Genomic DNA, 13,675 nt, shown 5'->3' with positions numbered 1-13,675 from the left:
CCGGGGCCGCATCGTGCACGTAACCTCGAAGCGTGCTGCTCTCTGACAAGGACATCCGGGCCGAGATCGACAACGGCCGGGTGGTGATCGATCCGTTCGACCCCGCGATGGTCCAGCCGTCGAGCATCGACGTGCGACTGGACCGCTTCTTCAGGGTCTTCGAGAACCACCGCTACCCGCACATCGACCCCTCCGAGGAGCAGCCGGACCTGACCCGTCTGGTCGAGCCGGAGGGCGACGACGCGTTCATCCTGCACCCGGGCGAGTTCGTGCTGGCGTCGACCTTCGAGGTCATCACGCTGCCCGACGACGTCGCCTCGCGGCTGGAGGGCAAGTCCAGCCTGGGCCGGCTCGGTCTGCTGACGCACTCCACGGCGGGTTTCATCGACCCCGGGTTCAGCGGGCACGTCACGCTGGAGCTGTCGAACGTCGCGACCCTGCCGATCAAGCTCTACCCGGGTATGAAGATCGGGCAGCTCTGCCTGTTCCGGCTCTCCTCGCCCTCGGAGCACCCGTACGGCTCGCAGCGGTACGGCTCGCGCTACCAGGGGCAGCGCGGCCCGACGCCGTCGCGTTCCTACCTGAACTTCCACCGCTCCGAGGTCTGAGCGGCGCCGCGAGCAGCGCGAGCGGGCACGACACGGGCGGCCACCCTGGACGGGGTGGCCGCCCGCCGCCGTGTCAGGCCCGCTTCGGGCGGGTGACGGCGACCAGCTCGCTGCCGTCCTCGGAGAGCCGCAGTTCGGTGCGGAGCTCGGCCAGCTCGCCCAGGTGGTGCAGATGGGTGCCGCCGCAGAAGATCCGCGCCGCGCCCTCGGGCAGCTCGCAGTTCCACTCGCGGCGGGCGGTCAGCTCGGGGCCGGGGACGTCGATGCGCACCGGGGCGTCGGCGGCGACCCAGCCGGCCAGCCGGCGGTTGACGGCCTCGGTCAGCTCGGGGAGGGCGTCGGCGAGGGCCGGGAACTCCTCGGTGGCCTCGGCGGTGAAGCCCTTCTTGCGCAGCGACTTGCCGAGCCGGTAGGTGTCGGTGCTCGCCTCGGTGTCCATCACCGAGCTCGCCATGGCGAGGCTGTCGAAGTCCGGGTGGCCGAAGGCGTCGGTGCGGCCCGGGTCCTTGCGCCAGCGCGGCGCGAGCGCCTCGTTGAGGGCGAGGGCGAGCAGGTGGCAGCCGCTGTGGGAGGCGCTGAGAGCCCCGCGCCGGCCGGCGTCGACGGCGAGGGCGGCGGTCCGGCCGACGATGTCGCCCGGGTCCGCCGCGAGGACGTGCAGGACCAGCCAGGACCACTCCTCGTCGCCGCGGCGGACCGGGATGTCGGCTCCCACCAGCACCGGGCCGCCGTCCGGGCCGACCGCACCGGTGAGGCAGTCGACGACGGCCAGCTCCACGCCGTCCACGGTGAGCGTGCCGAGGTCGGCGGGCTGGTCCGGCCAGGTGTGGTCGAGCGGGTGGAACGGCGTCGCCCCGGTGACCACGGCGTACCGGCCGCCGTCCAGCGGGTGCACCGCCAGCACCGTCGACTCGCCGGTCACCGCCCCGGCCGGGAAGCTGACGTGCGTGGTGGGGAGGGTCATGCCTGGCTCCGTGCGGGTGAGGGTGGACTGGACAGGGGAAGGGCGCGGCCCGGACGGGACGGCCCGGGAAACGGCGACGGGCCCCGCGAGGCGAGGCCCGTGCTCCATTGTCCCCGAGGTCCGGGGGCGGGTCGGGAAGGGGGACGGGGGTCAGCCGAGGGTCGGCAGCTTGATCAGCACCAGCAGCGCCAGCAGCTGCAGCGCCGCCGCACCGGCCGCCTTGCCCCAGGGGAGGTCGTGCACCCGGCGGACCATGCTGGTCAGCAGGAACGCGCAGAGCAGCCAGGTGGCCCAGCCGACCACCTGGACCAGCAGGTTGTCGGCCGGCAGCACCAGTGCCAGCAGCAGCCGGGGCGCGTCCGTGACCCAGCCGATCAGCACGGCCAGGCCGACCGTGGACTGCCACGGGCCGTCGCCGCCGAACTGCCGGGCCAGCGCGTAGGTGACCCCTCCGAGCATGGCGCCGGCCAGGGTGAAGCCGATCGCCGCCGCCAGCAGCGCGGTGAGCGCCACGGTGAAGGTGGAGTTGACCACGTCGTCGCGGGTCATGCCGAGGCCGAGCACGGCGAGGGCGCCGTAGAGCAGGGAGACCGTGACGGCGGGCAGCCAGACCTGGTGGTCGCGGGTGCGGTCGAAGATCGCGGTGGGGGTGCGGAAGAGTCCGGTCAGCAGTTCGCGCCAGCTCGGCCTGGGGCCGGTGGCCTGCGGTGCGGACTGGCCGCCGGCCCGGTAGACGGCGACGTTGTCGTCGCCGTAACCCTGGGCCCGGCCCTGCTGACCGGGGCCGTCGGGGTACGGCGGCTGCTCCGGAGCGTAGGAGGACGGCTCGCCCGCGTACGGGTCGGCGCCGACCGGGAAGGCCCGGGTGTGACCGGGCTGGTCGGCCGCGTACGGGTCCCGCTGCGGCCCGCCGTAGGGCTGCCCCGGCTGCCCCGGGTAGGGCTGCTGCCCCGCGTACGGGTCCCGCTGCCCGCCGTACGGGTCCTGCTGCGAGGCGTACGGGGAGCGGGGGCCGGGCCCGTACGGGTCCGCCGGGCCCTGCTGCGGGCCGCCGGGTCCCTGCTGCGGGCCGGTGAAGTACTCCGGTCCGTCCGTCGGCCCGTACCCCCCGGGCGCCGCCTGCTGCTGCGGGGGCGCCGACCACCCGCCACGGGGTTCGGCGCCCTGACCGCTGTCGTATCGATTGCCAGCCACGTTCCGAAGGTACCCGCCCGGCGGGCGCCCCGGTGGCCGGGCACCGGACCGGGTCCGGTTTGCAGCGAGCCTGTTACTGCCGCGGGGCCACGGCGGCGCGTTACCGCCCCACGGCCACCTCCGGCCCGTGCACGGAGGCGGCTACTGCCCCACGGCCACCTTCGGCCCGTGCACGGAGGCCGCGGCGCTGGTGCCGGCCGGGCACCCGCCCGGGCCGGCCGAGGTACGGACGGCACCGACCGGCAGCAGGGTGCCGCAGGCGATCCGGATGCCGTTCGGCAGCTCGTTGTCGGACTCCACGATCGCGCCGTCCCCGATCACCGCGCCGTCCAGCGCGGTGCGGTCGCCGACGGTCGCGAAGGCGCCCACGATCGAGTCCTTGACCAGGGTGTCGGCGCCGATCACGGCACCGGGCAGGATCACGCTGCCCTCGACGATGGCGCCGGCCTCGACCACCGCCCCCTCGGCGACCACGGTGCCGCCGCTGAGCACCGCGCCGTGCCGGACGGTCGACCCGGGCAGCAGCAGGGCGTCGCCGGTCGGGCCGGGCACGGCGGGCGAGTCGACCTTGCCGAGCACCAGGTCGGCCGAGCCGCGGACGAAGGCGGCCGGGGTGCCGAGGTCGAGCCAGTACGAGGTGTCCACGACGCCGCGCAGCAGCGCGCCGGTGGCCAGCAGCTCGGGGAAGGTCTCGCGCTCGACGGAGACCTCGCGGCCGGCCGGGATGCGGTCGATGACGGAACGGGTGAAGACGTAGCAGCCGGCGTTGATCTGGTCGGTGACGATCTGCTCCGGCGTCTCCGGCTTCTCCAGGAACTCCAGCACCCGGCCGTGCTCGTCGGTCGGCACGAGGCCGAACGCGCGCGGGTCCTCGACCCGGGTGAGGTGCAGGGTGACGTCGGCTCCGGCGGCCACGTGGCCGTCGCGCAGGGCGGCGATGTCGACGCCGGAGAGGATGTCGCCGTTGAACACCAGGACCGGCTCGTCCGGGCCGCAGGTGAGCCCGGTGGCCGCGTTGCGGATGGCGCCGCCGGTGCCGAGCGGCTCGCGCTCGGTCAGGTAGACCAGCTCGATGCCGTAGGGGGTGCCGTCCTGGAAGTGGTCCTCGAAGACCTCGGCGAGGTAGGAGGTGGCGAGCACCACGCGGGTGACCCCGGCCGCCGCCGCGCGCGCCAGCTGGTGCGCGATGAACGGGACGCCTGCCACCGGCAGCATGGGCTTGGGGGTGTGGGTGGTCAGCGGACGCAGTCGCGTGCCCTTACCACCGACCAGCATGATCGCCTCGGTCATGGTCTGCGCTGTTCCCCTTGTGCTCTGTGCGGCCCGGCCCGGCGGGCCGATACCTCCGTCGGTGTGGTGTACGCCGTTCCGGGGGCCGGAACGGATCGACCGGCTCACGGCCGGTCCGGCGCCTACTGTATTTCCTTCCGACAGGAGCGCCGCGCGGTGGTCCTGCCCTCGGCACCCGGGACGGAGCCGGGCGGCGGCCGGAACGGAACCGGGCGGCGGTCCGGAGAGCCCGGGGCCGTCACCGGAAAATCCCCGGGCGGTCACCGGAAAGACCCGGCCCGGGCGGATGCCGGTGGCACCCCCCGGGCCGGGCGGTTGTTGCAGAACTGTCGAACAACCGGGCCGGTTCACGGCCCCGTCGGTCGGGACGCCGCTCAGGCGTCGACCGTCTGCGGCTCCTCGGCCGCGGCCGGCGGGACCGCCTTGACCGAGTCGAGCAGCAGCTGGGCGACGTCGACGACCTTCAGGTGCTCCTTGGCCGCGCCCTCGTTCTTCTTGCCGTTCACCGAGTCGGAGAGCATCACCAGGCAGAACGGGCAGGCGGTGGAGACGATGTCCGGGTTCAGGGACAGCGCCTCGTCCACGCGCTCGGTGTTGATCCGCTTGCCGATGCGCTCCTCCATCCACATCCGCGCGCCGCCGGCGCCGCAGCAGAAGCCGCGCTCCTTGTGGCGGTGCATCTCCTGCTGGCGCAGACCGGGGACCTTGTCCATGATCTCGCGCGGCGGGCTGTAGACCTTGTTGTGGCGGCCCAGGTAGCAGGGGTCGTGGTACGTGATCAGGCCCTCGACCGGGTTGACCGGCACGAGCTTGCCTTCGTCGATGAGGTGCTGCAGCAGCTGGGTGTGGTGGATGACCTCGAAGTGGCCGCCCAGCTGCGGGTACTCGTTGGCGATGGTGTTGAAGCAGTGCGGGCAGGTCGCCACGATCCGCTTGACCGGGGCGTCCTCCAGCGCGGCGTTCAGGGTCTCGACGTTCTGCGCGCCGAGCATCTGGAAGAGGAACTCGTTGCCCAGCCGGCGGGCGGAGTCACCGGTGCAGGACTCCTCCTTGCCGAGGATGGCGAACTTCACGCCCGCGGTGTGCAGCAGTTCGGCGAAGGCCTTGGTGGTCTTCTTCGCCCGGTCCTCCAGGGCGCCGGCGCAGCCCACCCAGTACAGGTACTCGACCTCGGCCGGGTCGATGTCCTCGCCGATCACCGGCACCTCGATGCCGGTCTCCTTCTTGAGCTCCTTGACCCAGTCCAGGCGGGCCTTGGTGGCCATGCCCCAGGGGTTGCCCTTGTTCTCCAGGTTCTTGAGCATGGTGCCGGCCTCGGTGGGGAACGAGGACTCGATCATGACCTGGTAGCGGCGCATGTCGACGATGTGGTCGATGTGCTCGATGTCGACCGGGCACTGCTCGACGCAGGCGCCGCAGGTGGTGCAGGACCACAGCACGTCCGGGTCGATGACGCCGTTCTCCTCGGCGGTGCCGATCAGCGGGCGCTCGGCCTCGGCGAGGGCGGCCGCCGGGACGTCCGCCAGCTGCTCGGCGGTGGCCTTCTCCTCGCCCTCCATGTCCTTGCCGCCGCCGGCCAGGAGGTAGGGGGCCTTGCCGAAGGCGTGCTCGCGCAGGCTCATGATCAGCAGCTTCGGCGAGAGCGGCTTGCCGGTGTTCCAGGCCGGGCACTGCGACTGGCAGCGGCCGCACTCGGTGCAGGTGGAGAAGTCGAGGATGCCCTTCCAGGAGAAGTGCTCGACCTGGGAGACGCCGAAGACGGCGTCGTCGGCCGGGTCCTCGAAGTCGATCGGCGCGCCGCCGCTGGTCATCGGGCGCAGCTCGCCGAGCGCGGTGGAGCCGTCCTCCGCGCGCTTGAAGTAGATGTTGAAGAAGGCCAGGAAGCGGTGCCAGGCGACGCCCATCGAGGGGTTGATGCCGATGGTGATCGCCCAGGCGAAGGAGGTGCAGATCTTCAGCATCGCGAAGACGTAGACCAGGTTCTCCAGGGTCCCGTGGGACAGCCCGCGGAACGCCGCCACCAGCGGGTAGGAGATCAGGTACTTGGCCTCGTAGGAGCCGACGTGCTCCAGCGCGCCCTCCAGGCCGCGCAGGATCATGATGCACAGGCCGATGCCGAGGATCGTGTACTCGACGTAGAAGGCCTGCCAGGCGATCGAGCCGGCGAAGCGCGACTTGCGGCCCGCCCGGCCGGGCAGGCTCAGCAGCCGGATCACGATCAGGGCGGCGATGCCCAGCGTGGTGAAGGTGCCGACCAGCTCGGTGAAGAGCTCGTACGGCAGCCAGCCGCCGAGCACCGGCAGCACGAACTCGGCGTCGAACAGCTGGAAGAACGCGGTGAGCAGGGTCAGGCCCAGGGTGAAGAAGCCGACCGCGACGAACCAGTGGGCGACGCCGACGATCCCCCAGCGGTTCATCCTGGTGTGGCCGACGAACTCCACGGCCACCGTCTTCGCCCGCTGGGCGGGCTGCCCGAAGCGGGTGGCGTCCGGCTGGCCGGTCCGCACCACCCGGTAGATGTACAGCGCCGCACGAGCGGCGAGCGCGGTGCCGACCACGAACGTGACCAGCGAGATGACGATCGCTGCTAGCTGCATCGGCTCTCCGTCTCCTGCGGCTTGCTTGTTACGGGTGTGCGGTTTCTCCGGGGCAGTGTACTCGTCGGTAACTTCCTGGGCCGACGGCTCGGACATTACCGCCGGGCACCACTTCTCCTGAAGATGCTCAAGGTATGGCGGCAGTCACGTGAACGCACGCCCGGGGGCACCCCGGCCGTGTCCCGGCCGGGCGCCGGAGTCCGTTCGCGCACCCCGCCGCTCACCAAAGTTGAGCGCCGAGGACTCATAGCTGTTGACGCGTCCCGGCCTGTCATGCATCCTTGAGCCTGTAAAGCTCAACTCTTCCGTGGAGGTATTTACGATGGCACGCGCGGTCGGCATCGACCTCGGCACGACGAACTCGGTCGTCAGCGTTCTGGAGGGTGGCGAGCCCACCGTCATCACGAACGCCGAGGGCGCGCGGACCACGCCGTCCGTCGTCGCCTTCGCCAAGAACGGCGAGGTGCTCGTCGGCGAGGTGGCCAAGCGCCAGGCGGTCACCAACGTGGACCGCACCATTCGCTCGGTCAAGCGCCACATGGGCACCAGCTGGAAGATCGGGCTGGACGGCAAGGACTTCAACCCGCAGCAGATCAGCGCCTTCATCCTGCAGAAGCTGAAGCGCGACGCCGAGTCCTACCTGGGCGAGACGGTCACCGACGCCGTCATCACCGTTCCGGCGTACTTCTCCGACTCCGAGCGCCAGGCCACCAAGGAGGCCGGTGAGATCGCGGGCCTCAACGTCCTGCGCATCGTCAACGAGCCGACCGCGGCCGCCCTGGCCTACGGCCTGGACAAGGACGACCAGACCATTCTGGTCTTCGACCTCGGCGGCGGCACCTTCGACGTCTCGCTGCTGGAGATCGGCGACGGCGTCGTCGAGGTGAAGGCCACCAACGGTGACAACCACCTCGGTGGCGACGACTGGGACCAGAAGGTCGTCGACCACCTGGTCAAGGTCTTCCAGGCCGGCCACGGCGTCGACCTGTCCAAGGACAAGATGGCGCTGCAGCGTCTGCGCGAGGCCTCCGAGAAGGCCAAGATCGAGCTGTCCTCGTCCTCCGAGACCTCGATCAACCTGCCCTACATCACGGCCTCCGCCGAGGGCCCGCTGCACCTGGACGAGAAGCTCACCCGGGCCCAGTTCCAGCAGCTCACCTCGGACCTGCTGGAGCGCTGCAAGGTCCCGTTCCACAACGTCATCAAGGACGCGGGCATCGCCCTCTCCGAGATCGACCACGTCGTCCTCGTCGGCGGCTCGACCCGTATGCCGGCCGTCGCCGAGCTCGTCCGCGAGCTGACCGGCGGCAAGGACGCCAACAAGGGCGTCAACCCGGACGAGGTCGTCGCCATCGGCGCCTCGCTCCAGGCCGGTGTCCTCAAGGGCGAGGTCAAGGACGTCCTGCTGCTCGACGTCACCCCGCTGTCCCTCGGCATCGAGACCAAGGGCGGCATCATGACCAAGCTGATCGAGCGCAACACCACGATCCCGACCAAGCGTTCCGAGATCTTCACCACGGCCGAGGACAACCAGCCGTCCGTGCAGATCCAGGTCTACCAGGGCGAGCGCGAGATCGCGGCGTACAACAAGAAGCTCGGCATGTTCGAGCTGACCGGCCTGCCGCCGGCCCCCCGCGGCCTGCCCCAGATCGAGGTCACCTTCGACATCGACGCCAACGGCATCATGCACGTCGGCGCGAAGGACCTCGGCACCGGCAAGGAGCAGAAGATGACCGTCACCGGCGGCTCCGCGCTGCCGAAGGACGACATCGAGCGCATGATGCGCGAGGCCGAGCAGTACGCGGCCGAGGACCACGAGCGCCGCGAGGCCGTGGAGACCCGCAACCAGGCCGAGCAGCTCGTCTACTCCACCGAGAAGTTCATCGCCGACAACTCCGACAAGCTCCCGGCCGACGTCAAGACCGAGGTCGAGACCGCCATCGGCGAGCTCAAGGAGGCCCTGAAGGGCGACGACATCGCGAAGATCCGCGAGGCCTCGGAGAAGGTCTCCACCACCGCCCAGAAGCTCGGCCAGGCGCTCTACGCCAACGCCGACGCCGCCGGTGCGGCGGGCGCGGCCGGCGACGCCGGCGAGGCCGGTGCCAAGGACGACGACGTCGTCGACGCCGAGATCGTGGACGACGAGAAGCCCAAGGGCGGTGCGGCATGACGGAGAAGCCGCAGGGTGCCGAGCCCGGCGACGACTCCGCCGCCGAGGAGGCCGTGATCAAGGCCGCCGAGGAGGCCGCCGCGGCCGGTGCCGAGAGCACCGACGCCGGCACCCCCGGGGACGCCACGGCCAAGCGCGAGCTGGCCGAGCGCACCGCCGACCTCCAGCGCCTCCAGGCCGAGTACCAGAACTACCGCAAGCGGGTCGAGCGCGACCGGCTGACGGTCCGCGAGATCGCCGTCTCCAACATCCTGGAGTCGCTGATCCCGGTCCTGGACGACATCGGCCGGGCCCGCGACCACGGCGAGGTGACGGGCGGCTTCAAGTCCGTCGCCGAGTCGCTGGAGACGGTCGTCGCCAAGCTGGGCCTGCAGCAGTTCGGCAAGGAGGGCGAGCCCTTCGACCCGACCATGCACGAGGCGCTGATGCACAGCTACTCCTCGGAGGTCACCGAGGACACCTGTGTCCAGATCCTCCAGCCCGGTTACCGGATCGGCGAGCGGATCATCCGCCCGGCGATGGTCGCGGTCGCGGAGCCCCAGCCGGGCACCCAGACCGCGCCCGGCCCGGACGCCGACACCGCCGAGGGCGGGGAGAAGAAGGACCAGGCCGACGGTGGCTCGGACAGCTGACCACCGGTGACAGCTGACAACCCTTGCGCTGCGGAGTCGTACGCCGGCCAGTACGGCGGACGGCTCCGCAGCGCGCTGTCGAGGTTCCCCGGCACCACTCGCCGGGTTCCGACCGTTGACAGCACTGTGACGATGGACCTCGGGAGGTGGCGCCGGCCATGAGCGGCAAGGACTACGTGGAGAAGGACTACTACAAGGTCCTCGGCGTGCCGAAGGACGCCAGCGCCACAGAGATCAAGAAGACCTACCGCAAGCTGGCGCGCGAGTTCCACCCCGACGCCAACAAGGGCGACACCAAGGCCGAGGAGCGGTTCAAGGACATCTCCGAGGCGTACGACGTCCTCTCCGACGAGAAGCGCCGCAAGGAGTACGACGAGGCCCGCAGCCTCTTCGCCAACGGCGGCTTCCGGTCCGGCGGCCCCGGTGGCACCGGCAGCTACAGCTTCGACTTCGGCGACCTGTTCAACGGCAACCAGGGCGGCGGCGGCAGCGGCGGGATCGGCGACGTCTTCGGCGGGCTCTTCAACCGGGGCGGCCGGCAGGCCCAGCCGCGGCGCGGCTCCGACGTCGAGACCGAGGTGACGCTCTCCTTCGAGGAGGCCGTCGACGGTGCGACCGTCCCGCTGCGGATGACCAGTCAGGCCCCCTGCCGCCTCTGCAACGGCACCGGTGCCAAGTCCGGCACCACCCCGCGGGTCTGCCCGACCTGCGTCGGCTCCGGCACCGTGAGCCGGGGCCAGGGCGCCTTCGCGCTCTCCGAGCCCTGCCGCGACTGCCGCGGCCGCGGCATGATCGTCGACGACCCGTGCACCGACTGCCACGGCAGCGGCCGGGCCAGCTCCGCCCGCACCATGCAGGTCCGGATCCCGGCCGGCGTCCAGGACGCCCAGCGGATCCGGCTCAAGGGCAAGGGCGCCCAGGGCGAGCGCGGCGGACAGCCGGGCGACCTCTACGTGACCGTGCACGTCGACCCGCACCCCGTCTTCGGGCGCAAGGGCGACAACCTGACCGTGACCGTCCCGGTCACCTTCCCCGAGGCCGCCCTCGGCGGCACCATCGAGGTGCCGACCCTGAACGGCCCGTCGGTGAAGCTCAAGCTGCCCCCGGGCAGTGCCAACGGCCTGACCCTGCGGGCCCGCGGCAAGGGCGCCACCCGCAAGGACGGCACCCGCGGCGACCTGCTGGTCACCGTGGAGGTCGTGGTGCCCCAGACCGTCACCGGCGACGCGCTGACCGCACTGGAGCAGTACCGCGAGGCGACCGCCTCCGACGACCCACGAGCCGCCCTGTTCAGAGCGGCGAAGGGAGCGTGACGACCAGATGATCCCCGACGAACCCATCGGACCCGGCCTCGGTGACGGCCTGCCCGGTGGCGGCGCCCGCCGCACCACGCGGCGGAGCGCCCCGCAGCCCCAGTACGTGCTCACCGAGGAGACCCCGGTCTACGTGATCTCGGTGGCCGCCGAGCTCTCCGGTCTGCACCCGCAGACCCTCCGCCAGTACGACCGGCTCGGCCTGGTCTGCCCCGACCGCACCGCCGGCCGGGGCCGCCGCTACTCCGCGCGCGACATCCAGCAGCTGCGCGAGGTCCAGCGGCTCTCCCAGGACGAGGGCATCAACCTGGCCGGCATCAAGCGGATCATCGAGCTGGAGAACCAGGTCACCGCCCTCCAGTCCCGCATCGCCGAACTGGCCGACTCCCTGGAGGGCGCGGCCACCGCGCTCCAGCAGCGCGAGGCCACCATCCACGCCTCCTACCGCCGGGACCTCGTCCCCTACCAGCCGCCCACCCCGCACTCCAGCGCCCTGGTCGTCTGGCGCCCCAAGCGCTGACGCCGTCCGCCCGTACGACGGCTGCCGCCGGTTTCCCCCTGGCCGGGGGGTGCCGGCGGCGCGGCGTTGGTGAGAGGGTGCTGAGGACCGGGCCGCGGTGCTCCACCGGCGCGGCCCGATCTGGCATGCTGCATCACGTTTCCTGCTTGGATACCTGGCAGTACTGGTAAGCACGGCCACGGCAAGGAGCCCCAGATGAGTGGACGAGAGCAGCTCAGTGCCACCGCGGGCGGTACGGGCATCCTCTCCAAGGAGGCGCGTGCGCTGTACCTGGCCGTCATCGGCGAGAACGGCCGGATCGCGGAGGACGCGGAACTCCTCCGCGACTGCGCGGCCCGGGACGAACTGGTGGGCCTCGGCCTGCTCGTCCCCGACACCGACGAACCCGGGGTGCTCGTCGCGGTGGACCCCCAGCAGCTGTCCGAGAGCCTCAGCGCCTCGTGGCAGCGCCAGGCCCTCGACCTGCTCACCCGCGCGTCCGCGCTCAACACCGACCTGCACGACCTCACGGCCGCCTACCACTCGCCGGAGCAGGCCGGCGGCACCATCGAGTACGTCCGCGGCAAGGTCCTGATCAACCAGCGGGTGCAGCAGATCGTCTCGAGCGCCACCGAGGAGATACTCGCGGCCCAGCCCGGCGGCCCGCGGCCGTCCGAGGCCCTGGCGGGCATCCTCGAACGGGACCTCGTGTCCCTGCGACTGGGCATCACGCTCAGAACGATCTACCACCCGAGCACCCGGTACCACGCCCCGACCAGGGAGTACGTGGCCGCCATCACCCACGCCGGCGGCCGGGTGCGGACGCTCGACGAGCCCTACACCCGACTGATCGTGATCGACCGCCGGATCGCGGTGATCCCCGTCGCCGAGGACCTGAACCTCGCCGCGTTCATCCACGACCAGGCCGTCATCAGCTACCTGATCAGCGAGGTCTTCGAACGCAACTGGAGCCACGCGCTGGACTTCGACGGGGCCCGCGCCGTCCCGCAGCAGGTCGTCTCGGGGATGCGGCAGACGATCATCGACCTGATGCTGGAGGGCGTGAACCACCGGGTGATCGCCCGGCGGCTGGGGATCAGTGAACGGACCCTCGCCCGCCACCTCGCCGAGATGCGCGACGAGCACAACGTCGAGTCGCTCTTCCAGCTCGGCTACGCGCTGGCCCGCACCACCAACGGCGAGGTCCTCCCCGAAGTCTTCGGGTGACCGGTCACCGACCCCGTCGGCTCAGTTCCAGATGGTGTCCGTCGCCAGGGCGACGGTCCTGTGCGCCGCGGCCTCGTCACCCACGCGGACGTTCCAGATCGTGTCGTCCCCCGGGACGACAGCACTGACAAGAAGCCCCGCGCCGACGACAAGTGGGACCAGGACAAACCGAACCACCCGACGTATACGAGACATGATGTCCCCTCTCCTGGCAGGGCTAATTCCGGGTATCCAGCCCACTGTTTAGAACAACGTGCCACATAATGCCGCACAGACGCGTGCGAAGGCCAGGGGGACGGAACGCACAGTGCGTCATCTCTCTGCCAGTCATCGAGATGACACCGCGGTTCTGTGGACGGTGATGACGGTCGACAGAGACGATCAGTGCACTCCCCAGAGGGGGCGACCAGGAAGAACGTGGGGACAACAAAGCTATACATGAGCACGACAAGATAGTTTTGACGGCAACGAATGCGCAGCAGCATTCCGATAGGCACCACCCAACGGGGCGAATCCGGCCTGGTTGGCATCTATCCCCGGAGTCATCATGACTGAGCCCTACCTGCGTCACCACGACAGCCAGGCCCCCGAGGGCCGGCGTGCACGAGTCTTCCTGGCCGCGCCGCTGATGCGGTTGACCGGGCCGGCGGACAGTGTGGTGACTCTCGCCAGCCGGACGCGGCTGACGACCCTGCGCACCACCCTTCTCCGCAGTGGCGCCGCCGTCTACAGCGCCCACCACAGCGATGCCTGGACCGTCGCCGGGCGCGCCCCCGAGCCGCGGGTGCCGTCGGACTTCCGCGCGCTGCAGTCCGCGGACCTGGTCTTCGCCTACGTCGGCGCGCCGCTCTCCGCCGGCGTCAGCCTGGAGCTGGGCTGGGCGTCCGCGCTGCGCAAGCCGATCGTCCTGCTCGTGGACGAGGCCATCACCCACAACCCGCTGATCGCCACCATCGAGCAGGTCGCCCCCGTCCTGCCGCTGGTCTTCGACGACACCTGGTCCCAGGAGGCGCTCCACCACACCGTGGAGACCGCCCTCGACTGGGCCGGCATGGCGCTCTCCCTGCGCGAGGGCTTCTGGACCGCCCCCGGCGAGCAGTTCACCGTCCCCCGGCAGCAGCCCCCGGCCGTCGGCCCGACCGGCTACTGGCCCACCGGCGCGGCCACCGGCTGATCGCGGG

General features: G+C 71.2%; 10 protein-coding genes and 1 pseudogene. 7 read left to right on the top strand and 4 right to left on the bottom strand.

What is annotated here, in order from left to right; genetic code table 11:
* Positions 1 to 32 precede the first annotated feature (32 nt).
* Complete coding sequence (gene dcd / locus ACIPYS_RS31035) at positions 33 to 608, top strand: dCTP deaminase (RefSeq protein WP_093861129.1); 576 nt, start codon at positions 33 to 35, stop codon at positions 606 to 608.
* 73 nt (positions 609 to 681) lie between these two features.
* On the opposite strand, the gene ACIPYS_RS31030 is transcribed toward dcd, so the two are convergent.
* The 4 genes and pseudogenes from ACIPYS_RS31030 to ACIPYS_RS31015 all read right to left on the bottom strand — a co-directional run bounded on the left by ACIPYS_RS31030 (position 682) and on the right by ACIPYS_RS31015 (position 6,653).
* Positions 682 to 1,572, bottom strand: a complete 891-nt coding sequence (locus ACIPYS_RS31030; protein ID WP_093861130.1) for a metal-dependent hydrolase — start codon at positions 1,570 to 1,572, stop codon at positions 682 to 684.
* 150 nt (positions 1,573 to 1,722) lie between these two features.
* The gene (locus ACIPYS_RS31025) at positions 1,723 to 2,766 is read right to left on the bottom strand and encodes a YIP1 family protein (RefSeq protein WP_400752334.1); all 1,044 of its coding nucleotides are present in this window, start codon (positions 2,764 to 2,766) and stop codon (positions 1,723 to 1,725) included.
* Positions 2,767 to 2,982: 216 nt separating this feature from the next.
* Positions 2,983 to 4,056, bottom strand: a pseudogene (locus ACIPYS_RS31020) (sugar phosphate nucleotidyltransferase); the annotation flags it as partial.
* A gap of 374 nt (positions 4,057 to 4,430) precedes the next feature.
* Complete coding sequence (locus ACIPYS_RS31015; protein ID WP_093861133.1) at positions 4,431 to 6,653, bottom strand: (Fe-S)-binding protein; 2,223 nt, start codon at positions 6,651 to 6,653, stop codon at positions 4,431 to 4,433.
* Positions 6,654 to 6,975: 322 nt separating this feature from the next.
* Here ACIPYS_RS31015 and dnaK point away from each other — a divergent pair, with 322 nt between their 5' ends.
* The 6 genes from dnaK to ACIPYS_RS30985 all read left to right on the top strand — a co-directional run bounded on the left by dnaK (position 6,976) and on the right by ACIPYS_RS30985 (position 13,668).
* Positions 6,976 to 8,823 carry a molecular chaperone DnaK gene (dnaK, locus tag ACIPYS_RS31010; protein ID WP_400752329.1) on the top strand — a complete coding sequence of 616 codons (1,848 nt, stop codon included), beginning with the start codon at positions 6,976 to 6,978 and terminating at the stop codon, positions 8,821 to 8,823.
* Complete coding sequence (grpE, locus tag ACIPYS_RS31005; protein ID WP_093861135.1) at positions 8,820 to 9,455, top strand: nucleotide exchange factor GrpE; 636 nt, start codon at positions 8,820 to 8,822, stop codon at positions 9,453 to 9,455. Before dnaK ends, grpE begins: the two co-directional genes overlap by 4 nt.
* 158 nt (positions 9,456 to 9,613) lie before the next feature.
* Positions 9,614 to 10,768 (top strand): molecular chaperone DnaJ, encoded by a 1,155-nt coding sequence (gene dnaJ / locus ACIPYS_RS31000; protein ID WP_093861136.1) that lies wholly within the window; start codon positions 9,614 to 9,616, stop codon positions 10,766 to 10,768.
* Between the two features lie 49 nt (positions 10,769 to 10,817).
* A complete protein-coding gene (locus ACIPYS_RS30995; RefSeq protein ID WP_375969123.1) occupies positions 10,818 to 11,288 on the top strand; it encodes a heat shock protein transcriptional repressor HspR in 471 nt (156 codons plus the stop codon).
* 195 nt (positions 11,289 to 11,483) lie between these two features.
* On the top strand, positions 11,484 to 12,494 hold the full coding sequence (locus tag ACIPYS_RS30990) for a helix-turn-helix domain-containing protein (protein WP_093861138.1): 1,011 nt from the start codon (positions 11,484 to 11,486) through the stop codon (positions 12,492 to 12,494).
* Positions 12,495 to 13,041: 547 nt separating this feature from the next.
* On the top strand, positions 13,042 to 13,668 hold the full coding sequence (locus tag ACIPYS_RS30985) for a hypothetical protein (RefSeq protein ID WP_093861139.1): 627 nt from the start codon (positions 13,042 to 13,044) through the stop codon (positions 13,666 to 13,668).
* Positions 13,669 to 13,675 lie beyond the last annotated feature (7 nt).

The sequence above is a fragment of the Kitasatospora sp. NPDC089913 genome, from assembly GCF_044748625.1.
Classification (GTDB): Bacteria; Actinomycetota; Actinomycetes; order Streptomycetales; family Streptomycetaceae; genus Kitasatospora.
The sequence above is the reverse complement of the archived record's forward strand: the minus strand, read 5'-3'. Positions and strand labels throughout refer to the sequence as shown.